The following is a 26,093-nucleotide window of genomic DNA, read 5'->3' as shown; positions in this document are numbered from 1 at the left end:
GCGGAAAGAAACCGGCAAAAGCGACAGAAGCAGTTCCGGTGAAGAAGGCGGCCGCGAAGAAAGCAGCGAAGAAGGCCGTGAAAAAGTCGCCTGTGAAGAAGGCGGCTGTGAAGAAGGCAGCTGTGAAGAAGGCGGTGGTGGCGCCCAAGAAGGCGACCGCCGAGGTGAAGGGCGCCCCGGCCGCGAAGGCCGTCGCGCCTCCGAAGGGCGAGTCGCACACCGCCCTCGTGCGCCGTGCCCGGCGGATCAACCGCGAGCTCGCCGAGGTGTATCCGTACGCCCACCCGGAGCTGGACTTCGAGAACCCCTTCCAGCTGATCGTGGCGACGGTCCTGTCGGCCCAGACCACGGACCTGCGCGTGAACCAGACGACGCCGGCCCTGTTCGCCAAGTACCCGACCCCCGAGGACCTGGCCGCGGCCAACCCCGAGGAGGTCGAGGAGATCCTCCGCCCGACCGGGTTCTTCCGGGCCAAGACCAAGTCGGTGATAGGGCTGTCGAAGGGGATCGTCGAGCAGTTCGGCGGTGAGGTGCCCGGGCGGCTCGAGGACCTCGTCAAGCTGCCCGGTGTCGGCCGCAAGACCGCGTTCGTGGTGCTCGGCAACGCGTTCGGGCGCCCCGGCATCACCGTGGACACCCACTTCCAGCGGCTGGTCAGGCGGTGGCAGTGGAGCGCGGAGACCGACCCGGACAAGATCGAGGCCGCCGTGGGAGCGCTCTTCCCGAAGAGCGACTGGACGGACCTGTCGCACCACGTGATCTGGCACGGCCGCCGCATCTGCCACGCCCGCAAGCCCGCCTGCGGCGCCTGCCCCATCGCTCCGCTCTGCCCGGCGTACGGCGAGGGCGAGACGGACCCCGAGAAGGCGAAGAAGCTCCTCAAGTACGAGAAGGGCGGCTTCCCGGGGCAACGCCTCAATCCCCCGCAGTCCTACCTGGATGCGGGCGGCAAGCCGGCGCCTCCGCTGGGGGCCGGGTGAGGGGCGGAGGGCCGGCGTTCCGGGCCTCGTGCACCGGTCGCCGGGCCGACGGCACGACGACGGACGAGGGTGGTTCGGCACAGGCCTGGGCGGTCCTCATCGGTGCAGCGCTCACAGTGCCGGCAGCGCACACCCGTCGGCTGGGGCGGCGACCGGGGACGGGCGTTTCCGCGCCCGTACGCCGGGGTGGCGTTCGGGCGGCGCGAATCCCGAGGGCATGCGCGAATCGGCGCCCGGCGCAGTGCGGGATCGGGGGCCGGACGGTTTCCGTGGTCCGGTCGTCGGGGACCCGGGCCCGGACCTCAGGGGTGTTCCTCGGGGTGATCTCAGGGCCGTGGCGGGAACGGGCAAGGGAGTCGTGGGCGTTGGACGGGCAGGACGACGGGGGTGGCGATGACGCGCACGAGTGATACGCAGGGCGGGGCGGTGACGATCAGCAAGGAGGGGCTGCCCGACTGGCTGGACCCGGTGGTGCGGGCGGTGGAGACGGTTCAGCCGCTGCAGCTGAGCCGCTTCCTGCCCCCGGCCGACGGGGCGGGCCGCCAGTCGGCGGTGCTGGTGCTGTTCGGCGAGGGAGAGCGCGGCCCAGAGCTGCTGCTGATGGAGCGGGCCAGCTCGCTGCGCTCGCACGCCGGCCAGCCCTCCTTCCCCGGCGGCGCCCTCGACCCCGAGGACGGCGACCCGAAGGCCGACGGGCCGCTGCGGGCCGCTCTCCGCGAGGCCGAGGAGGAGACCGGGCTCGACCCCTCCGGCGTCCAGCTCTTCGGTGTCCTGCCCAAGCTGTACATCCCGGTCAGCGGCTTCGTGGTGACCCCGGTGATGGGCTGGTGGCGCGAGCCGAGCCCGGTCGGCGTGGTCGATCCGAACGAGACGGCGCGGGTCTTCACCGTCCCCGTGGCGGATCTCACCAACCCCGACAACCGTGCGACGACCGTCCACCCCAGCGGCCACCGAGGTCCGGCATTCCTGGTCGAATCGGCCCTGGTCTGGGGCTTCACGGCGGGCATCATCGACCGCCTGCTCCACTACTCCGGCTGGGAGCGCCCCTGGGACCGCGGCAAGCAGGTCCCGCTCGACTGGCGCTCATGACAGGGTGTCTGCCGTGCTGTGTCTTCCCGGGGGACATCCCCCGGACCCCCGGCTGACCTGTGGTGACCGCGACATGACGAGGCGAGGCTCGAACCGGTGAACGTGCTGGACATCCTGTTGCTGGTCGCCGCCGTGTGGTTCGCGATCGTCGGCTACCGCCAGGGCTTCGTCGTCGGCATCCTGTCGGTGATCGGTTTCCTCGGCGGCGGTCTCGTCGCGGTCTACACGCTGCCCGTCATCTGGGACGCCCTGACCGACAACGCCGAGGTGAGCACGACCGCCGCCGTGGTCGCGGTCGTCGTCGTGATCGTCTGCGCCTCCGTCGGGCAGGCCCTGACCACCCACCTCGGCAACAAGCTGCGCCGGTACATCACCTGGTCCCCGGCCCGCGCCCTGGACGCGACCGGCGGCGCCCTGGTCAACGTCGTCGCGATGCTGCTGGTCGCGTGGCTGATCGGCTCCGCCCTCGCCGGCACGACGCTGCCCACCCTGGGCAAGGAGGTCCGTAACTCCAAGGTCCTCCTCGGCGTCTCCCGGGCGCTGCCCACCCAGGCGAACAGCTGGTTCGCGGACTTCTCCTCGGTCCTCGCGCAGAACGGCTTCCCGCAGGTCTTCAGCCCCTTCGCGAACGAGCCCATCACCGACGTCCAGCCGCCCGACCCGGCCCTCGCCAACAGCCCCGTCGCCGTCCGCGCCAAGAAGTCCATCGTCAAGGTCGTGGGCACCGCCCAGAGCTGCGGCAAGGTCCTCGAGGGCACCGGCTTCGTCTTCGCCGACCGCCGCGTCATGACCAACGCGCACGTGGTCGGCGGCGTCGACGAGCCCACCGTCCAGATAGGCGGCGAGGGCAGGACGTACGACGCCAAGGTGGTCCTGTACGACTGGCACCGCGACATCGCCGTACTGGACGTGCCGAAACTGAAGGCGCCCGTCCTGAAGTTCTCGCCCACGGACGCCAGGCGCGACGACGGAGCGATCATCGCGGGCTTCCCGGAGAACGGCTCGTACGACGTCCGTGCCGCCCGGGTACGGGGGCAGATCCCCGCCAACGGCCCGGACATCTACCACCGGGGCACCGTGCACCGCGACGTCTACTCGCTGTACGCGACCGTCCGCCAGGGCAACTCCGGCGGCCCGCTGCTCACCCCCCAGGGGAAGGTGTACGGCGTGGTCTTCGCGAAGTCCCTCGACGACCCCGAGACCGGATACGCGCTTACCGCGGACGAGATCCAGGAGGACATCGTCAAGGGACGTACCGCGAACCAGCAGGTGGACAGCGACAGCTGCGCCCTCTGAGGCGTCGTGCGGGGTGAGAAGAGGGCGTCAACCTCGAGGGTGACGCAGCCGTACCGAGACCCAGCGGGCCCGGCGGCGCAGAATGCGCGGGATGCCCACTCGGAGATCCGTGCCCGCCAGCTGCGGCGCACCGCCTCGTTGGTGAGAGCTCAGACCATTGGCCGAGCGGCGAGTGCGTGCTGCGTCACTGTAGTCGTGCGTCCAGCCCATACCCCGACGTGTGCCCCTGCCCCAAGGTCGATAACCGTCACCAGAGCCCCCAATTGGCCTATGCGCCGGGCAAGTGGCTGTTCGTAGGACAGGTGTTCAGATCCGGATACCGGGCGCATCGGATCGGTCACCGATCGGGTTCGGGATCCTTCAGCCAGTTGACCAGTTCCGCGGTGAAAGCCGCCGGGTCCTCCTCGTGCGGGAAGTGGCCCAGACCGTCGAACAGGCGCCAGCGGTACGGGGCTTCGACGTACTCGCCGGAGCCGGCCGCGCTTCGGGTGCGCATCACCGGATCGAGGGAGCCGTGCAGATGGAGGGTCGGCACCCGCAGCGGGCGCTTCATCCGGCGGTTGAACTGGATGCCGTCCGGCCGGGCCATCGAGCGCACCATCCACCGGTACGGCTCGATCGAGCAGTGCGCCGTCGACGGGATGCACATCGCCCGGCGGTAGACGTCCAGCACCTTGTCGTCCGGAACCTGCGGCCCGGACCACTCCCGGATCAGCTCGGCGACGAGCGCGCCGTCGTCGGCGGTCAGCTGCCGCTCCGGGATCCACGGCCGCTGGAAGCCCCAGATGTAGGAACCGGCGCGCGTCTGGCGGACGTCGGCGAGCATCGCCGAGCGCCAGCGCCGCGGATGCGGCATCGAGGCCACCGCGAGCCGCCGTACCAGCTTGGGCCGCATCACGGCCGCCGTCCATGCCAGATATCCGCCCAGGTCGTGGCCGACCAGCGCGGCGTCCGGCTCGCCGAGGGAGCGGATCACCCCGGTGATGTCGAGCGCGAGGTTGGCCGGGTCGTAGCCGCGCGGGGTGCGGTCGCTGCCGCCGACTCCGCGCAGGTCCATGGCGACGGCCCGGTAGCCGGCGTCGGCCAGCGCCCCGAGCTGGTGCCGCCAGGTCCACCAGAACTGCGGGAAGCCGTGCAACAGCAGCACCAGCGGCCCGTCACCGGCCTCGGCGATGTGGAAGCGGGCGCCGTTGGCGGCGACCTCACGATGGGTCACCTTCGTCCCGTCGGGGAGGGCGTCCGGTCGTACCACCGAAGCGGGTTGCGCCGAGGGCGTGGCGGGGTCCGTCATGAGGACGAGCGTGCCACAGCCTCGATGGCCGCGGGGGCGCGGTCCTCGATCGCCGGGGTCTCGGGCCGCGGGTGCGGCTTGGCCTTCTGCAGGACGCCCGCCGACTCCTTCATGGAAGCGGCCACCTTCTGCGGTCCCTTGCTCTTCTTCGCCTTCTTCGCGAAGATCATGCCGACCAGGGCGAGCAGCCCGGCGATCAGCACGTTCGCCGCGAAGGACAGCAGGAAGCACCAGCCCAGGCTCCAGCCGCCCTGTCCGTTGTGACCGCCGGTCCAGGCCTGAATGCCGTACGCCAGCGCGAAGTTGAGCATCGGCAGCGAGAACACGAGGACCGCGGCGGCCACCGTGAACGCCCCGCCGCTGGTCGCACCCTTCTTGACGTCCTGCTTGAGCTGCGCCTTGGCCAGCGCGATCTCGTCGTGCACCAGCGCCGACATCTCGGCCGTCGCCGAGGCGAACAGCTGACCGATGCTGCGTTCGGTGCCGACCGGGCTGCCGTCGGGTGCGCTCATCGCGGTCTCCCTCTTCTGCCTGACTGCTGTGGACGGATCCATGTGTACGGACGATCCGTTTGTACCGTCCCGTCAGATCATGCCGGACGGCCGTCCTCCCCGCGCGCCCCGCCCGGCACTTCGGCGGGCGCGCGTCGCTCGGCGGCCTTCTCCTCGGCGATCCGCCGGTGCTCGGCCGCCTTCCCCTCGTAGATCGCGGCCATGCGCAGGTGGTACGCCGGATCGTCCTGCTCGTAGATGTCCGGGATGCCGTCGAGATCCTCGTCCCGCTCCTCGGCCTCGCACAGCCTGCGGTACTTCGCGTTGCGGATCTTCAGCAGAACGGTCGCCAGCAGGGCCGCGATCAGGGACCCGGTGAGCACGGCGGCCTTGACCTCGTCGGTCAGTACGGCGTTCCCGTCGAAGGCCAGTTCGCCGATGAGCAGCGACACGGTGAACCCGATGCCGGCCAGTGTCGCCACCGCGAACACGTCGGCCCACTGAAGGTCCTCACTGAGCGAGGCCCTGGTGAAGCGTGCCGTCAGCCATGTCCCGCCGAAGATCCCGACCGCCTTGCCGACGACCAGCCCGAGGACCACGCCCAGCGTCTCGGGCTTGGTGAACACATCGCCGAGCGCTCCCCCGGAGACGGCGACACCTGCGCTGAACAGCGCGAACAGCGGGACGGCGAGCCCTGCCGACAGGGGCCGCACCAGATGCTCGATGCGCTCGCCGGGGGAGTGCTCCTCGCCCTCGCGGCGGTGGCAGCGCAGCATGAGGCCCATCGCGACCCCGGCGATGGTGGCGTGGACGCCGCTGTTGTACATGAGCGCCCAGATGACGACGGCGAGCGGCACGTACACGTACCAGCCGTGCACGCCCTTGCGCAGCAGCAGCCAGAAGACGGCCAGGCCCACGACCGCGCCGCCGAGCGCGGCGAAGTCGATGGTGCTGGTGAAGAAGACGGCGATGATCAGGATCGCGAAGAGGTCGTCGACGACGGCGAGGGTGAGCAGGAAGGCCCGCAGCGCGCTCGGCAGCGATGTGCCGATGACGGCCAGGACCGCGAGCGCGAAGGCGATGTCGGTTGCCGTGGGCACCGCCCAGCCCCCGAGGGAGCCGTGGGCGGTGAGGTTGGTGAGGGCGTAGACGAGCGCGGGTACGGCCATGCCGCACAGCGCCGCCACGACCGGCAGGGCGGCGGCCTTGGGGTCGCGGAGATCGCCCGCGACGAGTTCGCGCTTGAGCTCGATGCCGGCGACGAAGAAGAAGACCGCGAGAAGGCCGTCCGCGGCCCAGTGCGCGACCGAGAGATGCAGGCCGAGGGCCGCGGGGCCGAAGTGGTAGTGGCTGACGCTCTCGTAACTGTCGTGCAGCGCGGGGATGTTGGCCCAGACCAGCGCGGTGACCGCGGCCAGGAGCAGCAGCACACCGCCGACCGTCTCGGTGCGCAGCGCGTCCGCGACGAAGGTGCGCTCGGGCAGCGAGAGCCGTCCGAGGACCTTGCGGGCGGTGGGGGTGCGGGGCGCGGCCACGGGGGGAGACCTCCGGTCGGTGGGCAGGACGGAACGCTTGCCGACCAGACTTCCCGGCACACCTGAGGTGGAGCTTTGCTTAGTTTACCTAAAAGTGTAGCCGAGGGGAATCCGGCGATTCCCACGTTAGGCACGAAAAGGGCACCCGGCGCGCTCGGCGCCGGGTGCCCGCGTTTCGTCGTGCTCAGTCCTCGCTGGGTGCCGCGGGGAGCTTGGCCTGGATGAGGTCCATCACCGTGGAGTCGGTCAGCGTCGTGACGTCACCGAGCTGACGGTTCTCGGCGACGTCACGCAGCAGACGCCGCATGATCTTGCCTGAGCGGGTCTTGGGCAGCTCCGCGACCGGCAGGATCCGCTTGGGCTTGGCGATCGGTCCGAGGGTGGTTCCGACGTGGTTGCGCAGCTCGGCGGCCAGGTCCTCGGTCTCGGCCGCGGTGCCGCGCAGGATGACGAAGGCGACGATCGCCTGTCCGGTGGTCTCGTCGGTGGCGCCGACGACGGCCGCCTCGGCCACGGCGGGGTGGGAGACGAGGGCGGACTCGACCTCGGTGGTGGAGATGTTGTGCCCGGACACGAGCATCACGTCGTCGACGCGGCCGAGCAGCCAGATGTCGCCGTCGTCGTCCTTCTTGGCGCCGTCACCGGCGAAGTACCGGCCCTCGAAGCGGGACCAGTAGGTGTCCAGGAAGCGCTGGTCGTCGCCCCAGATGGTGCGCAGCATGGACGGCCACGGCTCGGTGAGCACCAGGTAACCGCCGCCGCCGTCGGGGACCTCGTTCGCCTCGTCGTCGACGACGGTCGCGGAGATGCCGGGCAGCGGGGTCTGCGCGGAGCCGGGCTTGGCGGCGGTGACGCCGGGCAGCGGCGAGATCATGATCGCGCCGGTCTCGGTCTGCCACCAGGTGTCCACCACCGGGGTACGGTCGTGGCCGATGTTCTTGCGGTACCAGATCCACGCCTCGGGGTTGATCGGCTCGCCCACCGAGCCCAGCACCCGCAGGCTGGACAGGTCGAACTTCGCGGGGATGTCGTCGCCCCACTTCATGAACGTGCGGATCGCTGTCGGCGCCGTGTACAGGATCGTCACCCCGTACTTCTGCACGATCTCCCAGAACCGGCCCTGGTGCGGGGTGTCCGGCGTGCCCTCGTACATGACCTGGGTGGCGCCGTTGGCCAGCGGCCCGTAGACGATGTAGGAGTGCCCGGTGACCCAGCCGACGTCGGCCGTGCACCAGTACACGTCCGTCTCCGGCTTGAGGTCGAAGACGGCGTGGTGGGTGTACGAGGTCTGGGTGAGGTAGCCGCCGGAGGTGTGCAGGATGCCCTTCGGCTTCCCCGTCGTACCCGAGGTGTACAGGATGAACAGCGGGTGCTCGGCCTCGAACGCCTCCGGGGTGTGCTCGGCCGGCTGCCGCTCCACCAGCTCGTGCCACCACACGTCGCGGCCCTCGCTCCAGGCGACCTCCTGCCCGGTACGGCGCACCACCAGTACGTGGTTGACGTTGCCGGCCTTGGCGACCGCCTCGTCCACGGCCGGCTTGAGCGCGGACGGCTTGCCGCGCCGGTAACCGCCGTCCGAGGTGATGACGACCCGGGCGTCGGCGTCCTGGATGCGGGTGGCCAGTGCGTCGGCGGAGAAGCCGCCGAAGACGACGGAGTGCGCGGCGCCGATCCGGGCGCAGGCCAGCATCGCGACCGCGGTCTCCGGGATCATCGGCATGTAGATGGCGACCCGGTCGCCCTTCTCGACGCCGAGCTCCAGCAGCGCGTTGGCCGCCTTGCTCACCTCGTCCTTGAGCTCGGCGTAGGTGATGGCGCGGCTGTCGCCGGGCTCGCCCTCGAAGTGGATGGCGACCCGGTCGCCGTGGCCGGCCTCCACATGCCGGTCCACGCAGTTGTAGGCGACGTTGAGTTCGCCGTCCTTGAACCACTTGGCGAACGGCGGGTTCGACCAGTCCAGCGTCTCGCTCGGCTCCTTGGCCCAGGTCAGCCGGCGGGCCTGCTCGGCCCAGAAGCCGAGCCTGTCAGCCTTGGCCTGTTCGTACGCCTGCGCCGTGACATTGGCGTTCGCGGCCAGCTCGGCGGGGGGCGCGAACCTGCGTTCTTCCTTGAGCAGGTTGGCCAGGCTCTCGTTGCTCACGGCATCTGCCTTTCCCAGGGTGTCCGTTGTGTCCCAGGCCACAGCTCATCAGACCCGGGGCCCCGATGACAAGGGCCGACCGAGGATTGGTTTAGACCTGTCGTCCGGGCTGGTCGACGAGGTCGCCCCGAGGCCGTGGCCCAGGTCATCCGTACCCACGGAGGCCGTCCGGGCGGGGTTCAGCGATGTGCTGCCCTTCACACCCGCCCGGCCCTCCGGTCAGGCGGACAGATCCGTCACCCCCACATGGTCGAACACGTGCTCCTCGCCCGTCTCGGCCAGCAGATACGCCTGCGCCTCACCCACATGGAAGTACATCCCGTGCAGTTCCAGCTCCCCTTCCCGCACGGCCCGAGCCACCGACGGATGGGCGCTCAGGTGCTCCAACTGCTGGACGACATTGGTCAGGCACAGCTGCTCGACCGCGTCGGCCGGTGCCCGCCCGGCCAGCCGGGCCCACGGCCGACCGCCGTCGGCCATCCGCTCCAGACTGGGCAACCCGTGCCGCAGCCACCGCTGGAGCGGTGTCCGAGCGCCGGTGGGCTCGGAGTTGAGCAGCGCCTGCATGGCCCCGCACCCGGAGTGCCCGCACACCGTGACGGACCGCACGCCCAGGACGTCCACCGCGTACTCGATCGCGGCCGCCACCGAGTCGTCGCCGTTCTCCTTGCCGGGCGGCGGCACGAGATTGCCGACGTTGCGCACCACGAACAGGTCGCCCGGACCACTGGAGGTGATCATCGACGTGACGAGCCGCGAGTCCGCGCAGGTGAGGAACAGCTGGGACGGCCGCTGCCCCTCCCGGGCCAGTCGCGCCAGCTCCCCCCGCACCAGCGGTGCGGTGTTGCGCTGGAACGCGCTGATACCGCGCGCCAGTTGATGACCTCCGGAGGCGCCGGTGGTGTCGGCATCTCGGGACGCACCGGGTGTACGCGAACCGGGTCTACTGGCTCCGGGTCTACTGGCTCCGGGTCTACTGGCACCGGGTCTACTGGCACCGGGGCTACTGGCACCGGAACTGCCGACGCCGGATCTGCTCGTACCAGGGTCGCTCGGACCGGGGCTGCTCGGACCGGAGCTGCTCTGGTCGTCCGGATTGTTCGGATTATCTGGATCATTCGGTCCGTCCGGAGCGGCTGACGCACCAGTGGTGCCGGACGCCTCGTGGGCGTCGGACGCACCGGGGCGCGCACCGGGAGTGAGGGACGCGTCGGAGGCACCGGACGCACCGGAGGGCGGTGCGGTCCGTGGGAGTTCGCAGTGGTGGTTGCGCCAGGGGGTCCAGGGGCGGCAGCGGCAGCCGACGGAGGGGGTCGAGGCGGCGGTTGACGGGACTCCCGGCTCCGTCCCGAGGCCGGGCCGAGGTGTTGGGGGCTCGGTGTCGCTCAACCCCGTGCGGCGGCCGGTGATGTCCGCGGTGCCGCCCTGTGCGGTGTGCGAGTTGTGCCAGTCCTGCAGTGACTCGTACGCCGCGTGGTCCATGAACGACCCGTCCAACTCCACGACGGCGTGCGCGCTGTGGGGTACGAGATGCAGGGCGCGGCTCAGCTGCGGGACCGCGAGGAACGTCAACTGACCTCGGACATGTACGTGATGGACTCCTTCCTTCTCCTCGTGCGTGATACGGGTGTGGGCGAGGCGCTGCATGGCGACGGCTACGGCTACGGCGATCCCCAGCGCCACGCCTTCCAGGACGCCGAAGACCACCACGCCGAGGGTGGTGACGGCGTACACCAGCACTTCGCGGTGGCGGGTCACCGTGCGGATGTGGTGCAGGGACACCATCTGGATGCCGACGGCCATCACCAGGGCGGCGAGTGCGGCGAGCGGGATGCACTCCAGGATCGGAACCATCAGCAGCGCGGCGATCACTACGAGAACGCCGTGCAGCATCGTGGAGTTCCGGCTGATGGCACCCGCCTTCACATTCGCCGAGCTTCTCACCGCCACCCCCGCGACCGGCAGTCCGCCGAGTGCGCCGGAGACCACGTTGGCGGCGCCCTGTCCCAGCAGTTCGCGGTCGAGGTCGGAGCGGCCCACCCGGGCCGTGAGGCCCGGGCGGGCGGCCGCAAGCTTGTCGACGGCGACGGCGCCGAGCAGCGACTGCACGCTGCAGACCAGGGTGGTGGTGAGCACGGCGGCGGTCAGGCCGAGCACCGGGCCCTCGGGCAGGCCGGCCAGGGCGTGGCTGCTCCAGGACGGCAGGTCGACCCTGGGCAGGGTGAGGCCGGCGAGCGAGGCGGCCGTGGTGGCGCCGGCGACGGCGACGAGCGGGGCCGGGATCGTGCGCAGCAGGCGCCCGGCCCGGCCGGGAACGCGCGGCCAGAGCAGCAGCAGGGTCAGGGTCAGCGCGCTGACGGTCACGGAGGCGGGCTGCAGCCCCGCCAACTGGGCGGGCAGAGCGCGCAGGTTGGCGAGGACGGAGCTCTGCGGGGTGCCGCCGAGGACGATGTGCAGCTGGGCGACGGCGATGGTGACGCCGATGCCGGCGAGCATGCCGTGCACGATGGCGGGGCTGACGGCGAGCGCGGTGCGCGCCACGCGCAGGCAGCCGAGGCCGAGTTGGGCGAGACCGGCGAGGACGGTGATGGCGCAGGTGGTACGCCAGCCGTAGCGGTGGATGAGGTCGGCGGTCACCACTGTCAGGCCCGCTGCCGGCCCGCTGACCTGGAGGGGGCAGCCGCCGAGCCGGCCGGCGACGATGCCGCCGACGGCGGCCGCGACGAGGCCTGCCTGGAGTGGTGCGCCGGTGGCGAGGGCGATGCCCAGGGACAGCGGGAGGGCGATCAGGAAGACCGCGATCGAGGCGGACACGTCCGCGCCCGCGACGCGGAAGCGGCGGTGCGGGCCGGATGGTGGGCTGTGGGGTGGGTGGACGCGCGGGGGCCGATTCGGGTCGGCGGCGCGGGTGGGGGCGCAGGCGGACATGGTTCCCGTCTCCTCCGGGGCAGCGCGGTCGCGGATCAGGTGGTCCCCGCCCTGGGCGGGGTCGGAACGCGGCCGTGGGTCACGGCGTACAGCGGGATGGATCAACGCTCGGTAAACGAATCGTAATTCAGAGTAAAGGACAGGCATAGACTTTTCTGGCAAATGGTGTATTGGCTCACCTGAATGAGTGAAGCGGGCATTTCATCGGCTTGTCGTACTAATTCCTTCTCGGCTCCGTGCGACCTTGACGGCGCTGTCGGGCCCCGCCCGGCACATCGCCAGAAAACGCCCTTACCGGCGTCGGTCTGAGAGAAGGAAGAAGGTGGGCGGAAGATGGCCGCCACCCAGAGGATCGCCACCGGAGCAGTGATCGCCGCAGCCTGCGCCGCGTCGCTCGCCGGCTGCGCGGTCGGCACCAACGGCTCCAAGCCGGGTGCCTCCGGTCCCCAGAAGGCCAGGCCGGCCCAGGCGCCGGGCAGTGTGGTCCGACTGATCGGCGACGGCTCCACCGCGTACACCGGAGCGCAGCCGCACCTGCCCAGACCGGAGCGGCTCAAGCCCGGCCAGAAGCCCCCGCAGTTCGTCGTCTTCTCCTGGGACGGCGCAGGTGAGGACAGCCAGAAGCTCTTCTCGCACTTCCGCAAGGTCGCCAAGGCCAACCACGCGACGATGACGTATTTCCTCAGCGGCGTGTACATGCTCCCGGAGGACAAGCGCGACCTGTACAAGCCGCCGCAGCACTCGCCGGGGCGCTCCGACATCGGCTTCAACGACGAGAAGGGCATCGCCGACACCGTCAAGCAGCTGCGCCTGGCCTGGCTGGAGGGCAACGAGATCGGCACCCACTTCAACGGCCACTTCTGCGGCAGGAACGGCGGCGTCGGCGAGTGGTCGGTCGACGAGTGGAAGGACGAGATCGCCCAGGCGAAGCAGTTCGTGAAGTCCTGGAAGACCAACGCCGGGATGAAGAACGCGGCCCCGCTGCCCTTCGACTACGACAAGGAGCTGATCGGCGCCCGCACCCCCTGTCTGGAGGGTCAGCAGAACTTCGTGAGGGCCGCGAGCCAGCTCGGTTTCCGCTACGACACCAGCGGGGTGAACGAGCAGGTCTGGCCGAAGAAGAGGGAGGACCTGTGGGACCTGTCGATGCAGCTGGTGCCCTTCCCCGGGCACTCCTACGAGCAGTTGACCATGGACTACAACTTCATGGTCAACCAGTCCGGCACCCGGACCCAGGGCGACCCCGGCAAGTTCGCCTACTGGGGCGACCAGATGCGTGACGGTCTGCTCGCCGGTTTCAGGCGCGCCTACGACGGCAACCGGGCGCCCCTGATCATCGGCAACCACTTCGAGTCGTGGAACGGCGGCACCTACATGCACGCCCTCGACGACGTCATCGAGAACGTCTGCAACAAGCCCGAGGTGCGCTGCGTCTCCTTCCACCAACTGGCCGACTGGCTGGACGCCCAGGACCCGCAGGTCCTCGCAAAGCTGCGCGGCCTGAACGTCGGGGAGGCCCCGAAGCAGGGCTGGGCGTCCTTCCTGTCGGGCAGCCCGGCCCCGGCGCCGAAGGGCGTGCCCGGAGCGCCGGCGGCCAAGCGGTAGCCAACCCGAGGGCGGTCAGGCGGTTGCCGCCAGGCTCTCGCCCAGCACGAACCCGGGGTCGACCTGAGCCGTCAGGTCGGCCCCGGTGCGCGCGTTGCCCCATGCGTCGGCGTTCTTCAGATGGAAGTGCACCATCTGCCGGGTGTAGCTCTGCCAGTCACGCAGTTCGTACGTCGCGTCGGCGGCGACCTGAAGCGTGCGCAGGGCACGGCGGTTGACGTCCTCCAGCAACTCGAACCGGGGCGGACGGCCCTTCTCCATGGCGCGCACCCAGTCCGAGTGCCCGACGGTCACCAGCAGGTCGTCCCCGACCTCGGCGCGCAGGAAGTCCAGATCGTCCTGCCCCTGCACCTTGTTGCCGACGACCTTCAGGACGACACCGAAGTCTCGGGCGTGCTCCTTGTACTGGCGGTAGACGGAGACCCCCTTCCGGGTCGGCTCGGCCACCAGGAACGTGATGTCGAAACGGGTGAACATGCCGGAGGCGAAGGAGTCCGAGCCCGCCGTCATGTCCACCACGACGTACTCGCCCTGCCCGTCCACCAGGTGGTTCAGGCACAGCTCCACCGCTCCCGTCTTGGAGTGGTAGCAGGCGACCCCCAGGTCGGCGTCGGTGAAGGGGCCGGTGACCATCAAACGGACGGCGCCGCCGTCGAGTTCCACCGGCCGGGCGCAGGCCTCGTACACCGGATTGTCCTCGCGCACCCGCAGCAGCCGTGAGCCGGCGCCGGGCGGGGTCGTCTTGATCATCGTCTCGGCGGAGGCGATGCGGGGGTTGGTTCCGCGCAGGTAATTCTTGATCAGGGGCAGCCGGTCGCCCATCGCGGGCAGCGCGGCAGCCTCCGTCTCGTCCAGGCCGAGGGCGGGTCCCAGGTGCTGGTTGATGTCCGCGTCGATCGCGACGACCGGCGCGCCACCGGCCGCCAGGTGACGGACGAACAGGGAGGACAGGGTGGTCTTGCCGCTGCCGCCCTTACCGACGAAAGCAATTTTCATGTTCACGAAGAGTAGTCGGACGATAGCTGTATGTGGCAGACGGGCGTGAAGAAGACCACTCATTCGTGGGGCACGCGCGCGGGGTGGCTACTGTCGTACTCATGAGTACGACAGGCGCGACCGCCGATCCGCTCGCCGCCCTGGGCTCGCTGCCCGGCGTGGCCGAGTCCGTGGAGTCCGTGCGCAAGGCCGTGGACCGGGTCTACGGGCACCGGGTCATGCGGCGCCGCAGCAACGAGATCACCTCCGAGGCGGCGCTGCGGGGCGCCCGCGGCTCGGCAGCGCTGTCCGGCGCCGACTGGGCTCTGGAGGAGGTGCGCCGGCGCACCGACTTCAGCGGCGACGGGGACGCGCGCGTGATGGGCGCGGCCCTCAGGCTCACCGCCGAGGCCGGACAGCTGCTGTCCATCTGGCGGCAGTCGCCCCTGCGGGTGCTGGCCCGGCTGCACCTGGTGGCCGCCGCGACCAACGGGGACGAGGTGGGGCGGCCACGGCGGGCGGGCGAGCCGGTCGACGAGCCGTTGGTCGAGCTGCGGCTGCCGGACGCCGACGAGGTGCACGGCAGGCTGGAGGGCCTGTCCGAACTGATCATCGCCGGCAGCTCCGCCCCCGCCCTGGTGACGGCGGCCGTCGTGCACGGCGAACTCCTCGCGCTGCGCCCCTTCACCTCCCACAACGGCCTCGTGGCACGCACCGCCGAGCGCATCGTCCTGGTGGGCAGCGGCCTCGACCCGAAGTCGGTCTGCCCGGCGGAGGTGGGCCACGCCGAACTGGGCCGGGCTGCCTATCTGGCGGCACTGGAGGGGTACGTCTCCGGAACGCCGGAGGGCATGGCCGCCTGGATCGCGCACTGCGGGCGGGCGGTCGAGCTGGGTGCGCGCGAGTCGACGGCCGTGTGCGAGGCACTGCAGCGCGGAGCGGCGTAGCAGCTTTCTTTCGGGAAAAGAGGTGCGGCGGTACGAGGATTCGTACCGCCGCTGGCATGCTCACCGGGTTACCAAGCGTCCTCGATATGTTGCCCATCAGGTCGGGAACTTTGCCCGTCACCTGGTGCGGCTGGCCCGTAATCGACGGGTCGACGTCGCGTGGGTGCCCGGTGTTCATGCTCGGTCCGTGGGGCCAAATGCGTTGTTTAAGGTGATCCTCTCGGATGTCCTTGGTCTCGCGGGCCGTAAACCCTTTGTACTCCAGGCGTGATGCAAGCGGAACCCCCGCCCGCGCTTCTTTACTTTTGGTCTCAAATCAGTTTCAAACGGGCGCCAGTCTTCACGCTGGTGTCGCCCGTCGCCTGCTCGCGTACCAGACGAAGCCCGCTGTGGCGGCCGCCGCGCCGATCGCCGCGACCGCGACAAGGGCTGGACGGGGCGGTACCGAGAACGTCGGAATCCGCTGCTTGAGACGGACCGGGCGGTGGAAGTCCAGAATCGGCCACCCGCGCGCGAGTGCCTCGCGGCGCAGTGCGCGGTCCGGGTTGACGGCGTGCGGGTGGCCGACGGCCTGCAGCATCGGCAGATCGGTGGCGGAGTCGCTGTAGGCGTAGCAGCGTTCGAGGTCGTACCCCTCGGACTCGGCCAGTTCCCTGACCGCCTCCGCCTTGGTCGGGCCGTACGCGTAGTACTCCACCTCGCCGGTGTAACAGCCGTCCTCGCCCACGACCATACGGGTGGCCACCACCCGGTCCGCGCCCAGCAGTTCGCCGATCGGCTCGACCACCTCGGCGCCCGAGGTGGAGACGATGACGACGTCGCGGCCGGCCGTGTGGTGCTCCTCGATGAGGGAGGCGGCCTCGTCGTAGATGATCGGGTCGATCAGGCCGTGCAAGGTCTCGGCGACGATCTCCTTGACCTGCTGGACGTTCCAGCCGCGCACGAGCTGGGAGAGGTACTCGCGGGTCCGCTCCATCTGGTCGTGGTCCATGCCGCCGACGAGGAAGACGAACTGGGCATAGGCGGTGCGCAGGGCGGCCCGGCGGTTGATCAGGCCGCCTTGGTAGAAGGACTTGCTGAAGGTGAGCGTGCTCGACTTCGCAATGACCGTCTTGTCCAGGTCAAAGAAGGCCGCTGTGCGGGGCAACGAGTGGTTTTCCACGACCCCGAGCATAGGCGCAGCCCATTCGGCGTAAGGTGGGCGCGTGGGTTTGCCTGAGAGGGCTCTCGGGTACACCATGGAAGTCACGGATCGTTCGCGACCGTGCTAACCCGGTCCGGCTCCTCCCCCCCCGAGTCGGCCGTGGAGACGACCCCCGCTCTCCCCCCCGGCGGGGGTCGTCGCATGTCCGGGTGGGTTTTTCCTCTCTCTTCGCTCTCGTACGGCCGTCCTGGTGCCGCTGCGGGGGCCCATTCGCCATGCTCATGACCCGTCACTCATCGTAGTCGTCGGGCTGCTCTGCGGATGTCGTACGTGGATCCGTGCAGGGGTCACCGGTATGGGTGACGGCCATATTCACAACCGCCGACTTGTCCACAGTTATCGACCAAGATCCACACGATTTCCTGGATCGCTGCACCGTGATTCCAACGCGTCCCGCACGGCCCGAGTTCATGACGGGTTCCGGTTAGTCGGGCGGGTTTGGCCGGTTCGTATCGGCCGTTCATATGGAGGCCGCTTGCCGGTTCTTCAGATGTTTGGGAATCGCGGGGCCGCAGGGGCCTTCGCGAAAGACACAGCGAAGGGGGATGGAGCACGTGACCGGAGCCGTCGCACACGACCCACCGCCCGCCGTCCCGGGGCGGCAGGCCGGACCACTCATCGTCACGGAGGACGTCGATCTGCTCGACGACCTGCTGCGGCTGTGCGCCGCGGCGGGAGCGACACCGGAGGTCCACCACTCCGTACCGGAGCGCGCGGGCAGCTGGGAGGCCGCACCGCTCGTCCTGGTCGGCGACGACGCCGCGCGGAGGGTGCGCGGGGCCGCGCGCAGAAGGGGAGTGGTGCTGGTCGGCCGCGACCAGGACGACTCCGGGGTCTGGCGCCGGGCCGTCGAGATCGGCGCCGACCACGTCCTGATGCTGCCCGACGGCGAGCAGTGGCTGGTCGACCGCATCGCCGACGTCGCCGAGGGCGTCGGTCGGCCCGCCCTCACGGTCGGCGTCATCGGCGGACGCGGCGGGGCCGGGGCGTCCACGCTCGCGTGCGCCCTCGCCGTCACCTCCGCACGCGAGGGATTGCGCACCCTGCTCGTGGACGCCGATCCGCTGGGCGGCGGACTCGACGTACTCCTCGGTGGCGAGAGCGCGGAGGGACTGCGCTGGCCCGCCTTCGCAGCCTCACGCGGAAGGGTCGGCGGCGGCGCCCTGGAGGAGTCGCTGCCGGAACTGCACTCGCTGCGGGTGCTGAGCTGGGACCGAGGGGACTGCGTCGCCATCCCGGCCCAGGCCGTCCGCGCGGTGCTCGCCGCGGCCCGACGGCGCGGTGGCACGGTCGTCGTCGACCTCCCGCGCCGCATCGACGACGGGGTCGCCGAGGCCCTCGCCCAGATCGACCTCGGCATCCTCGTGGTCCCCGGCGAACTGCGGGCCGTCGCGGCGGCGGGCCGCGTCGCCTCGGCCGCCGGAATGGTCCTGCGAGACCTGCGCGTGGCGGTACGCGGCCCGTACGCACCCGGCCTCGACGACCGGGAGGTGGCCCGGCTGCTCGGTCTGCCCCTGGTCGGCGAGGTGCCGGTGGAGGTCGGACTGGTGCGACCGGGGGAGGGCAGGACACCGCCCGGAGCCGCCCGGCGCGGCCCCCTGGCACGCTTCTGCAAGGAGTTCTGGGAGCGGGCGCTGATGGAGGCGGGTGCGGCGTGAGCGCCTCTTCGGGACTCCTCGACGGAGTCCGCCAATGGCTGGTGGAGAGCGGGGCCGAGCCGACGCCCGCGCGGGTGGCGCAGGCACTGCGGGAACAGGGGCGGGTGCTGGGGGACGCCGAAGTCCTCGGTGCGGCCGAGCAGTTGCGGTCCGAACTGGTCGGCAGCGGCCCCCTGGAACCGCTGCTCGCCGATCCCTCTGTCACCGACGTCCTGGTGTCGTCCCCGGACCGGGTGTGGGTGGACCGCGGCGGCGGCCTGGAACTGACCCGAGTCGCCTTCCCGGACGCCGCGGCCGTGCGACGCCTCGCGCAACGGCTCGCCGCGGTGGCCGGCCGCCGGCTCGACGACGCCCGGCCCTGGGCGGACGCCCGGCTGCCCGACGGCACGCGCCTGCACGCGGTGCTGCCACCGGTGGCCGTGGGCTGCACCTGCCTTTCACTGCGAGTGGTACGGCCCCGGGCCTTCACGCTCGACGAACTGGTCGCGGCGGGCACGGTACCGCCGGGCGGGGACCGGGTGCTGAAGGCGCTGATCGAGGCCCGGCTGTCCTTCGTGGTCAGCGGGGGCACGGGCAGCGGCAAGACGACGCTCTTGAGCGCGTTGCTGGGGCTCGTCGGACCCGGTGAGCGGATCGTGCTCGCCGAGGACTCCGCCGAACTCAGGCCGGACCATCCGCACGTCGTCCGGCTCGAGACCAGACCCGCCAACCAGGAGGGCGCGGGGCTGGTCACCCTCCAGGACCTGGTGCGGCAGGCGCTGCGGATGCGGCCGGACCGGCTGGTCGTCGGCGAGGTGCGGGGGCCCGAAGTGGTGCATCTGCTCGCCGCGTTGAACACCGGCCACGAAGGCGGCTGCGGCACCGTCCACGCCAACGCCGCCGCCGATGTCCCCGCCCGTCTCGAGGCGCTCGGTACGGCGGCCGGGCTCGACCGGGCGGCGCTGCACAGCCAGTTGGCGGCCGCGCTGTCGGTGGTGCTGCATCTCGTACGGGACCGGGCGGGACGGCGCCGCATCGCCGAGGTGCACGTGCTGGAGCGGGACCCGTCGGGCCTGGTCCGGACGGTGCCGGCGCTGCGGTGGGGCGTGCGGGAGTTCGAGCGGGAGCGCGGGTGGGAGCGGCTGCGGGGGCTGCTCCACGGCGAGATGCCGGGAGGAGAGGGGCACGAGATGCCGGGAGGAGAGGGGCACGGGATGTCGGGGGGAGAGGGTCATGGGTGAGATCGCCATGGGGGCCGCCGTGTTGTGCGTCGGCGCCGCGGCGCTGCTGCTGGGCGGCTGGCATTCCGGGGCGCGCCGGGCGCAGTTGCTGCTCGCCGGCGGCGGGGTGGTGGGAACCGGACCGCCGTCCTGGCGGGAGATCGCCGGGCGGCTGCGGCGGATGCGCGGACGGCTCGGGGCCGAATGGTGGGTGCTGGCGGCAGGGTTGGCGCTGGCGGTGCTGGGGGCCTCGGTGCTCCCGGTCGTCGCGGGGGCGGCCGGGGTGCCGTTGGCGCGGCGGATCCGGGTGACGGGGCAGGTCCGTCGGGCACGGGAGTCACGCGGGAACGCGGTGATCGCGCTGTGCTCGGCGCTGGCGGGTGAGGTGCGGGCCGGGCGCCAGCCGGGAGAGGCGCTGCTGCGGGCCGCGCGGGACTCCGGGGGACTCGGCGAAGCCCAGGCGGCGGTGCTGGCGGCCGCGCGGTTCGGCGGCGACGTGCCCGGCGCACTCTCGGGCGCGGCCCGGCAGCCGGGTTCCGAAGGCCTGGTGGGGCTCGCGGCCTGCTGGCGGGTTGCCGTGGACCAAGGTGCGGGACTCGCCGCCGGACTCGACCGGCTCGAAGCGGCGTTGCGGGCGGAACGGGACCAACGTGCCGACCTGCGTGCCCAGTTGGCGGGCGCCCGCTCCACGGCCCTGATGCTCGCGGGACTGCCGGTGCTCGGCCTCCTGCTGGGCACGGCCCTGGGCGCCGACCCGCTCCACGTCCTGCTGCACAGCGGCGCGGGCCTTGGGTGCCTGCTGATCGGCGGCCTGCTGGAGGGGCTGGGGATGTGGTGGGCGCTGGGGATCGTACGGCGGGCGGGGGCGGCGTGAGGGCGGCGTCGGAAGGGACGGGGAGAGGAGCGGGTGTGAGCGCGGATGTTGTCCACAGGCTGGGGGTGACGGCGGGGATCGTGGTCGTCCTCGGGTGGCTGCTGCGGTGGCTGGAGGCGGTGCGGCGGGAGCGGAGAGTGCGTCGGCGGCTGGCCGGGCTGGTGTCCGCCGTGGAGGGAGCGGTGGACGGGCCTCGGTTCGAAGTCGGTGAGGTCGCACGGAGGTGGGTGCCGGTAGCCGGGGTGGTGGCCGCCGGGTGGGTGCTGGTCGGTGGGGTGGCTGGGGTCGCGGTCGGGTTGGTCGCAGGGGCCGGGCTGTGGTGGTGGCGCCGTCGGCAGGGTGCGCTTGCTGTCGCGGAGGCGGTCGACGCGGACAAGGCGGCCGGGCAACTGCCGCTCGCCTCCGATCTGTTGGCGGCCTGCATCGCGGCGGGGGCCGCTCCGGTGGTCGCCGCGCAGGCGGTGGGCGAGGCCCTGGGCGGAGTGGTCGGGGACGCGTTGGCACGGGGAGCGGCCGAGGTACGGCTCGGTGGCGAACCGGCGGAGGCGTGGCGCAGGTTGGGCGCTCTGCCGGGTGCGCAGCCCCTGGCGCGGCTCCTGGAACGGGCCGACGTGTCCGGTCTCCCGGCCGCCGCACCGGTGGCCCGGCTGGCGACCGAGGCCCGCGCCGACTGGGCCCGCGCCGCGACCGAGCGGGCCAGACGCGCGGCCGTCATTGTCACCGTGCCGGTGGGGCTGTGCTTCCTGCCCGCTTTCATCGCGGTCGGCGTACTGCCCGTGGTGATCGGGCTCGCGGGCGGGGTGCTGGGGGGAGGAGGTGGTGACTGACGGCGGGACAGCAAGCAGGTAGCAGCAAGTGGCAGTTGAGCAAGCAGTCGGCAATCAATCGAGCAACAGGAACCAGCCTCACGGGGGTTGAGATGTGCAAGGCGGTACGGGCGCGGCTGCGTGCCCTGGTGTGCAGGGTGCGTGCGGTGCGGAGGGACGCGGGAATGGTGACCTCCGAGTACGCGATGGGGATCGTGGCGGCGGTGGCGTTCGCGGTGGTCCTCTACAAGGTGGTGACGAGCGGGGCGGTCAGCGCGGAGCTGCAGGCCATCGTGAAGCGGGCGCTCGATGCGCGGACGTGATCGGCGGGACGCGGACCGAGGGTTCGTGACGGCGGAGTCGGCCGTGGTGCTGCCCGTGCTGGTGATGTTCGCGACGGCGCTGGTGTGGGGGCTGCTCGTGGTGGCCGCGCAGATCCAGTGCGTGGACGCGGCGCGCACCGGGGCACGGGCGGCCGCCCGTCAGGACCCGGCCGGCGCGGTCGTCGAGGTGGCCCGTGAAGCCGCCCCGCGCGACGCGTCGGTCACGGTCAGCCGGGAAGGCGACCAGGTCCGCGTCACCGTCGTGGCGAAGCCACCGGCGCTGCACGGGCTGCCCTTCGAGGTACGCGAGGAGGCCGTGGCGTCGGCGGAGGAGATGGTGGGGGTGAGGGGACCGTGACCGGCGCGTTCGCTCGGCGCCGACGGGGCACGGCGGCTGCGCGGGAGCCGAGGCACGGGCCCACGGTTGACCGGCGCTCCTGCGGCCGCTCAGCCGGGGGCGGGGGTGCTGACCGTGATGTCCGGAGCCGCCGGCATGACGACCGTGGATCCGCCACCGTCTGGAGCGTCGGTGCCATCGCCGTGCTGTGTGTGGTGTTCGGGGTCGTGCTCGCCCTGGGGCAGGCCGTCGTGGTCCGGCATCGGGCGGCCGGTGGCGCGGATCTTGCGGCGCTCGCCGCGGCCGATCACTGGGCGGACGGCGGTGCGGTGGCCTGTGCCCGGGCCGACCGGGTGGCCAGGGCACAGGGCGTGCGGCTCGTGCGGTGTGTGATCGTGGGCGAGATCTCGGACGTGACGGCGGCTTCGGGAACGGGCCCGTTCGCAGCGGAGGTCAGGGCAAGGGCGGGCCCTGCGGAGCTGAACCCGGCGCCGACTCCTCCCCCGGCACGCCGATCCCCTACGCAGCCGGGGCTTACGGAGCCCGGCCATGCTCGACCGGCGTCACCCCGGTGACCGAATCCGTCCGTGTCACCGCGACCGCCAGCTCGCCGGCGCCCCTTCCGGCGTCACCCCGCCCGCCCGGATCCCAACGCCCCGCCCTCCGGCACCCCGACCACCCCATCCCCCGGCTTCTCCTCCGGCGCCCCCCGCAGCAGCACCGTGAGGAGCCGTACCGCACCCCTCTTGTGGAGTGGGTCGTTGCCGTTGCCGCACTTGGGGGACTGGATGCAGGAGGGGCAGCCGGCGTCGCACTCGCAGGAGGCGATGGCCTCGCGGGTGGCGGTGAGCCAGGTGCGGGCGGTGTGGAAGGCGCGCTCGGCGAACCCCGCACCGCCGGGGTGGCCGTCGTACACGAAGACCGTCGGCAGGAGCGTGTCGGGGTGCAGGGGGATCGACACGCCGCCGATGTCCCAGCGGTCGCAGGTCGCGAAGAGGGGCAGCATGCCGATCGACGCGTGTTCGGCGGCGTGCAGGGCGCCGCCGAGGATCTCGGGGTTGATGCGGGCCTCGTCGAGCTGGTCCTCGGTGACCGTCCACCACACCGCGCGTGTGCGCAGCGTACGAGGAGGGAGGTCGAGTTTCGTCTCGCCCAGGACCTCACCGGTGATCAGACGCCGGCGGAGGAAGGAGACGACCTGGTTGGTGACCTCGACGGAGCCGTAGCACAGGCGGCCCTCGCCCCAGGGGATCTCGGTGTCGGTCTCCAGGACGGAGATGGCGGTCGTGTCCCGGGCGACCGTCGAGTAGGGCGGGTTCGCCTCCGAGACCAGAGCGACGGACTCGTCCAGGTCGAGGGAGCGGACCAGGTAGGTGCGGCCCTGGTGGAGATGGACCGCGCCCTCGTGCACGGTCGTGTGCGCCGCGCCCGCGTCCACGGTGCCCAGCAGGCGGCCCGTGCCGGCTTCGACGATCTGGACCGGGCGTCCGCCCTCGCCACGGATGTCGGTGAGGTCGGCGGCCCGTTCCCGGCGGGTCCAGTGCCAGGCCTTCGTGCGACGGCGCAGGAGCTTCGCGGCCTCCAGTTGGGGCAGCAGGCTCTCGGTCTCGGGGCCGAAGAGGTCCAGGTCCTCTTCGGTCAGGGGCATCTCCGCCGCGGCCGCGCACAGGTGCGGGGCGAGGACGTACGGGTTGTCGGGGTCGAGGACCGTGGATTCCACCGGCTGGTCGAAGAGGGCCTCGGGGTGGTGGACGAGGAAGGTGTCCAGGGGGTCGTCGCGGGCCACCAGGACGGCCAGCGCGCCCTGCCCGGCGCGCCCGGCGCGGCCCGCCTGCTGCCACAGGGACGCGCGCGTGCCCGGGTAGCCGGCGATCACCACGGCGTCCAGGCCGGAGACGTCGATGCCGAGTTCGAGGGCGGTCGTCGCGGCGAGGCCCAGCAGCTCGCCGGAGTGGAGGGCCTGTTCCAGGGCGCGGCGCTCCTCCGGGAGGTAGCCGCCGCGATAGGCCGCGACACGCCGGGCGAGAGAGCGGTCGACCTCGGCGAGACGTTCCTGGGCGATGACCGAGATCAGCTCGGCGCCGCGCCGGGAGCGGACGAAGGCGACCGAGCGCACACCCTGCACGGCGAGGTCGGTGAGCAGGTCGGCGGTCTCGGCGGTGGCGGTACGGCGGACCGGGGCGCCCTTCTCGCCCTGCAGCTCGGTGAGCGGGGGCTCCCAGAGGGCGAACAGCAGCTCGCCGCGCGGGGAGGCGTCGTCGGCGACCTCGACGACCGGGAGGCCGGTGAGGCGGCGGGCGGCGACCGCCGGCTCGGCGGCGGTGGCGGAGGCGAGGAGGAAGACGGGGGAGGCGCCGTAGCGGGCGCACAGGCGGCGCAGCCGGCGCAGCACCTGGGCGACGTGGGAGCCGAAGACACCCCGGTAGGTGTGGCACTCGTCGATGACGACGTACTTCAGCGACTTCAGGAAGGAAGACCAGCGGGGGTGGGAGGGGAGTATCCCGCGGTGCAGCATGTCCGGATTGGTGAGGACGTAGTTGGCGTACTGGCGGATCCACTCGCGCTCCTCGAACGGCGTGTCGCCGTCGTAGACCGCAGGGCGCACCGCATTTCCCAGAGGTTGTGAAAGTTCCTTCACGGATCGGCACTGGTCGGCCGCGAGCGCCTTGGTGGGGGACAGGTAGAGGGTGGTGGCACCGCGGCCGTTCGGGGCCTCGGAGCCCTCCAGGAGGGTGGAGAGGACCGGTACGAGATACGCCAGGGACTTGCCGGACGCGGTGCCGGTGGCGACCACCACCGAGTCGCCGTCCAGGGCGTGCTCGGCGGCGATCGCCTGGTGGGCCCAGGGGTGCTCGATGCCGCAGGCCTGCACGGCCGCGACGACCTCCGAACGAATCCGGTCAGGCCAGACGGCATGCCGACCCTCACGCGGGGGCAAGTGCTCCGTATGAGTGATGCGCGAAGCCCGGCTCGGCCCGGAGGCGAGCCGGGCCAGGATCGTGCCCGGTGCGAGCCGGGACACGGGGTCCGCCGGGGATCGATCGGATCGGTGATTCTTGGCCATCGGCACCGAGTGTGGCACTGGCGTGACGGACAATGGGACCAAGGCGTCGTGCACGTCTGCCGTAAGTGATTGAATGCCATCGCGGCTGGCGAACCGTTCCGGGGGCTCTGCCGAGGTGTCCCGAGGGGCGACCGCTCGAGTAGCAAGGTGCTGGAGGATCCGTGGACCTGTCCCTGTCGACCCGTACCGTCGGCGATCGTACGGTCGTCGAGGTCGGTGGCGAAATCGACGTATATACCGCGCCCAAGCTGCGCGAGCAGCTGGTCGAGCTGGTGAACGACGGGAGTTTCCACCTCGTCGTCGACATGGAGGGCGTCGACTTCCTCGACTCCACCGGGCTCGGCGTGCTGGTCGGCGGCCTGAAGCGGGTACGAGCCCATGAGGGCTCACTGCGCCTGGTCTGCAACCAGGAGCGCATTCTGAAGATCTTCCGCATCACCGGCCTCACCAAGGTGTTCCCGATCCACACCTCGGTCGAGGAAGCGGTGGCGGCGACCGACTGACCACCGCCCCAAATGGAGCGGGAAGGGTCCGCTCCCGGGACGGAAGATGTACCGACAGGGGGTCCGGGCTTTCGGCGGCCCGGTCCCCCCACAGCACGCCCGTAGTTCCGAGGGGGACGCATGGCCACCGTTGAACTCCGCTTCAGCGCGCTGCCCGAGCACGTCAGGACCGCCCGACTGGTGGCGGCAGCGGTGGCGCGCAGGGCCGGAGTGGACGAGGCCGTTCTCGACGAGGTCAGGCTCGCCGTCGGCGAGGCCTGTTCCCGTGCCGTCGGACTGCACCTGAGCGCCGGCATCACCACGCCGGTGCAGGTGAAGCTGATCGAGGAGGAGAAGCAGTTCTCCATCGAGGTCGGTGACGAGGCGCCGCGCTCGGTGCCCGGAGACCGGGCAGCAGGGTCGCTGGGTGACGACGTGGAGGCCGAGGAGGACGAGATGGGCCTCGCGGTCATCAGCGGCCTCGTCGACGACGTGGAGGTCAGTGCGGGGGAGAACGGTGGGTCGATCCGGATGACCTGGCCCACCACTCCGCCGGTCGCGGTACTCCCCTGACCCCACCCTCGTACCAGCTGAAGATCACCTGAAGATCACCTGAAGACCGCCAGACCGCATGAAGGGCCCTGCTGAGCAGGGCCCTTTCAGTTTTTCCGATCACCCTTGGAATTCGTGAATGAATTCACGATCAATGAGGTGATAATTCGATCAAGCGGCAATGCGTCCGTCAATGCCTTTGGGGCGTTACCTCTTTCGGGTTCCCTGGCGTGACGTCGATCATTTGCTGAGAAGCATGTGAAGGTTAATTCCGTTTCCCGTGCTCTGTTTTGATCAGGTCGGGGTACCTAGAATCC

The 26,093-nt window shown here is 71.2% G+C and carries 23 protein-coding genes; 14 read left to right on the top strand and 9 right to left on the bottom strand.

Annotated features, from left to right (window positions below):
* Positions 1 to 38 precede the first annotated feature (38 nt).
* The 3 genes from nth (at position 39) to ACWCQ1_RS14670 (ending at position 3,365) form a co-directional block, all read left to right on the top strand.
* Positions 39 to 980: an endonuclease III gene (gene nth, locus ACWCQ1_RS14680; RefSeq protein ID WP_451026615.1), complete on the top strand. Its 942-nt coding sequence runs from the start codon at positions 39 to 41 to the stop codon at positions 978 to 980.
* Between the two features lie 393 nt (positions 981 to 1,373).
* Positions 1,374 to 2,069 (top strand): NUDIX hydrolase, encoded by a 696-nt coding sequence (locus tag ACWCQ1_RS14675; protein ID WP_133044225.1) that lies wholly within the window; start codon positions 1,374 to 1,376, stop codon positions 2,067 to 2,069.
* Between the two features lie 96 nt (positions 2,070 to 2,165).
* Positions 2,166 to 3,365 (top strand): MarP family serine protease, encoded by a 1,200-nt coding sequence (locus tag ACWCQ1_RS14670; RefSeq protein ID WP_133044226.1) that lies wholly within the window; start codon positions 2,166 to 2,168, stop codon positions 3,363 to 3,365.
* A 27-nt stretch (positions 3,366 to 3,392) separates the two neighbouring features.
* On the opposite strand, the gene ACWCQ1_RS14665 is transcribed toward ACWCQ1_RS14670, so the two are convergent.
* From ACWCQ1_RS14665 to ACWCQ1_RS14640, 6 genes are all read right to left on the bottom strand, one after another.
* The gene (locus ACWCQ1_RS14665; RefSeq protein WP_133044227.1) at positions 3,393 to 3,575 is read right to left on the bottom strand and encodes a hypothetical protein; all 183 of its coding nucleotides are present in this window, start codon (positions 3,573 to 3,575) and stop codon (positions 3,393 to 3,395) included.
* 127 nt (positions 3,576 to 3,702) lie between these two features.
* On the bottom strand, positions 3,703 to 4,656 hold the full coding sequence (locus tag ACWCQ1_RS14660; protein ID WP_133044228.1) for an alpha/beta fold hydrolase: 954 nt from the start codon (positions 4,654 to 4,656) through the stop codon (positions 3,703 to 3,705).
* Positions 4,653 to 5,168, bottom strand: a complete 516-nt coding sequence (locus ACWCQ1_RS14655; protein WP_133044229.1) for a phage holin family protein — start codon at positions 5,166 to 5,168, stop codon at positions 4,653 to 4,655. The genes ACWCQ1_RS14660 and ACWCQ1_RS14655 overlap by 4 nt, the downstream gene beginning before the upstream one ends.
* Positions 5,169 to 5,245: 77 nt before the next feature.
* Complete coding sequence (gene nhaA, locus ACWCQ1_RS14650) at positions 5,246 to 6,682, bottom strand: Na+/H+ antiporter NhaA (protein WP_133044230.1); 1,437 nt, start codon at positions 6,680 to 6,682, stop codon at positions 5,246 to 5,248.
* A gap of 184 nt (positions 6,683 to 6,866) precedes the next feature.
* A complete protein-coding gene (gene acs / locus ACWCQ1_RS14645) occupies positions 6,867 to 8,822 on the bottom strand; it encodes an acetate--CoA ligase (RefSeq protein WP_451026614.1) in 1,956 nt (651 codons plus the stop codon).
* A gap of 219 nt (positions 8,823 to 9,041) precedes the next feature.
* Positions 9,042 to 11,750, bottom strand: a complete 2,709-nt coding sequence (locus ACWCQ1_RS14640) for a SulP family inorganic anion transporter (protein ID WP_451026613.1) — start codon at positions 11,748 to 11,750, stop codon at positions 9,042 to 9,044.
* 333 nt (positions 11,751 to 12,083) lie between these two features.
* On the opposite strand from ACWCQ1_RS14640, the gene ACWCQ1_RS14635 reads away from it, so the two are divergent.
* Positions 12,084 to 13,355 carry a polysaccharide deacetylase family protein gene (locus ACWCQ1_RS14635; RefSeq protein ID WP_358598094.1) on the top strand — a complete coding sequence of 424 codons (1,272 nt, stop codon included), beginning with the start codon at positions 12,084 to 12,086 and terminating at the stop codon, positions 13,353 to 13,355.
* A gap of 15 nt (positions 13,356 to 13,370) precedes the next feature.
* Here the strand turns inward: ACWCQ1_RS14635 and ACWCQ1_RS14630 are convergent, their stop codons facing one another.
* On the bottom strand, positions 13,371 to 14,351 hold the full coding sequence (locus tag ACWCQ1_RS14630; RefSeq protein WP_358598091.1) for an ATP-binding protein: 981 nt from the start codon (positions 14,349 to 14,351) through the stop codon (positions 13,371 to 13,373).
* A 101-nt stretch (positions 14,352 to 14,452) separates the two neighbouring features.
* Here ACWCQ1_RS14630 and ACWCQ1_RS14625 point away from each other — a divergent pair, with 101 nt between their 5' ends.
* Positions 14,453 to 15,277, top strand: coding sequence for a Fic family protein (locus tag ACWCQ1_RS14625; RefSeq protein ID WP_133044235.1), 825 nt, complete (start codon positions 14,453 to 14,455; stop codon positions 15,275 to 15,277).
* 340 nt (positions 15,278 to 15,617) lie between these two features.
* On the opposite strand, the gene ACWCQ1_RS14620 is transcribed toward ACWCQ1_RS14625, so the two are convergent.
* A complete protein-coding gene (locus ACWCQ1_RS14620) occupies positions 15,618 to 16,451 on the bottom strand; it encodes an HAD family hydrolase (protein WP_133044236.1) in 834 nt (277 codons plus the stop codon).
* A gap of 575 nt (positions 16,452 to 17,026) precedes the next feature.
* On the opposite strand from ACWCQ1_RS14620, the gene ssd reads away from it, so the two are divergent.
* The 7 genes from ssd to ACWCQ1_RS14585 all read left to right on the top strand — a co-directional run bounded on the left by ssd (position 17,027) and on the right by ACWCQ1_RS14585 (position 22,253).
* Positions 17,027 to 18,139: a septum site-determining protein Ssd gene (gene ssd / locus ACWCQ1_RS14615; protein WP_451026612.1), complete on the top strand. Its 1,113-nt coding sequence runs from the start codon at positions 17,027 to 17,029 to the stop codon at positions 18,137 to 18,139.
* Positions 18,091 to 19,359: a TadA family conjugal transfer-associated ATPase gene (locus tag ACWCQ1_RS14610; RefSeq protein WP_451026675.1), complete on the top strand. Its 1,269-nt coding sequence runs from the start codon at positions 18,091 to 18,093 to the stop codon at positions 19,357 to 19,359. Before ssd ends, ACWCQ1_RS14610 begins: the two co-directional genes overlap by 49 nt.
* Entirely contained in the window at positions 19,352 to 20,212 is an 861-nt protein-coding gene (locus ACWCQ1_RS14605) for a type II secretion system F family protein (RefSeq protein WP_358598084.1), read from the top strand. The genes ACWCQ1_RS14610 and ACWCQ1_RS14605 overlap by 8 nt, the downstream gene beginning before the upstream one ends.
* A gap of 35 nt (positions 20,213 to 20,247) precedes the next feature.
* Positions 20,248 to 21,039 carry a type II secretion system F family protein gene (locus ACWCQ1_RS14600; RefSeq protein WP_358598081.1) on the top strand — a complete coding sequence of 264 codons (792 nt, stop codon included), beginning with the start codon at positions 20,248 to 20,250 and terminating at the stop codon, positions 21,037 to 21,039.
* A 92-nt stretch (positions 21,040 to 21,131) separates the two neighbouring features.
* Entirely contained in the window at positions 21,132 to 21,341 is a 210-nt protein-coding gene (locus ACWCQ1_RS14595) for a DUF4244 domain-containing protein (protein ID WP_133044240.1), read from the top strand.
* The gene (locus ACWCQ1_RS14590; protein WP_451026611.1) at positions 21,328 to 21,699 is read left to right on the top strand and encodes a TadE family type IV pilus minor pilin; all 372 of its coding nucleotides are present in this window, start codon (positions 21,328 to 21,330) and stop codon (positions 21,697 to 21,699) included. The genes ACWCQ1_RS14595 and ACWCQ1_RS14590 overlap by 14 nt, the downstream gene beginning before the upstream one ends.
* Positions 21,700 to 21,875: 176 nt before the next feature.
* Complete coding sequence (locus ACWCQ1_RS14585) at positions 21,876 to 22,253, top strand: Rv3654c family TadE-like protein (protein ID WP_451026674.1); 378 nt, start codon at positions 21,876 to 21,878, stop codon at positions 22,251 to 22,253.
* A gap of 53 nt (positions 22,254 to 22,306) precedes the next feature.
* On the opposite strand, the gene ACWCQ1_RS14580 is transcribed toward ACWCQ1_RS14585, so the two are convergent.
* The gene (locus ACWCQ1_RS14580; protein ID WP_451026610.1) at positions 22,307 to 24,742 is read right to left on the bottom strand and encodes a DEAD/DEAH box helicase; all 2,436 of its coding nucleotides are present in this window, start codon (positions 24,740 to 24,742) and stop codon (positions 22,307 to 22,309) included.
* Positions 24,743 to 24,903: 161 nt separating this feature from the next.
* Between ACWCQ1_RS14580 and bldG the strand changes: the two genes are divergently transcribed.
* Complete coding sequence (gene bldG / locus ACWCQ1_RS14575) at positions 24,904 to 25,245, top strand: anti-sigma factor antagonist BldG (RefSeq protein WP_003975386.1); 342 nt, start codon at positions 24,904 to 24,906, stop codon at positions 25,243 to 25,245.
* Positions 25,246 to 25,365: 120 nt separating this feature from the next.
* Positions 25,366 to 25,797, top strand: coding sequence for an ATP-binding protein (locus ACWCQ1_RS14570; RefSeq protein ID WP_133044242.1), 432 nt, complete (start codon positions 25,366 to 25,368; stop codon positions 25,795 to 25,797).
* Positions 25,798 to 26,093 lie beyond the last annotated feature (296 nt).

The sequence above is a fragment of the Streptomyces sp. NPDC002144 genome, from assembly GCF_053593695.1.
This window is presented reverse-complemented; position numbering and strand designations above follow the sequence as displayed.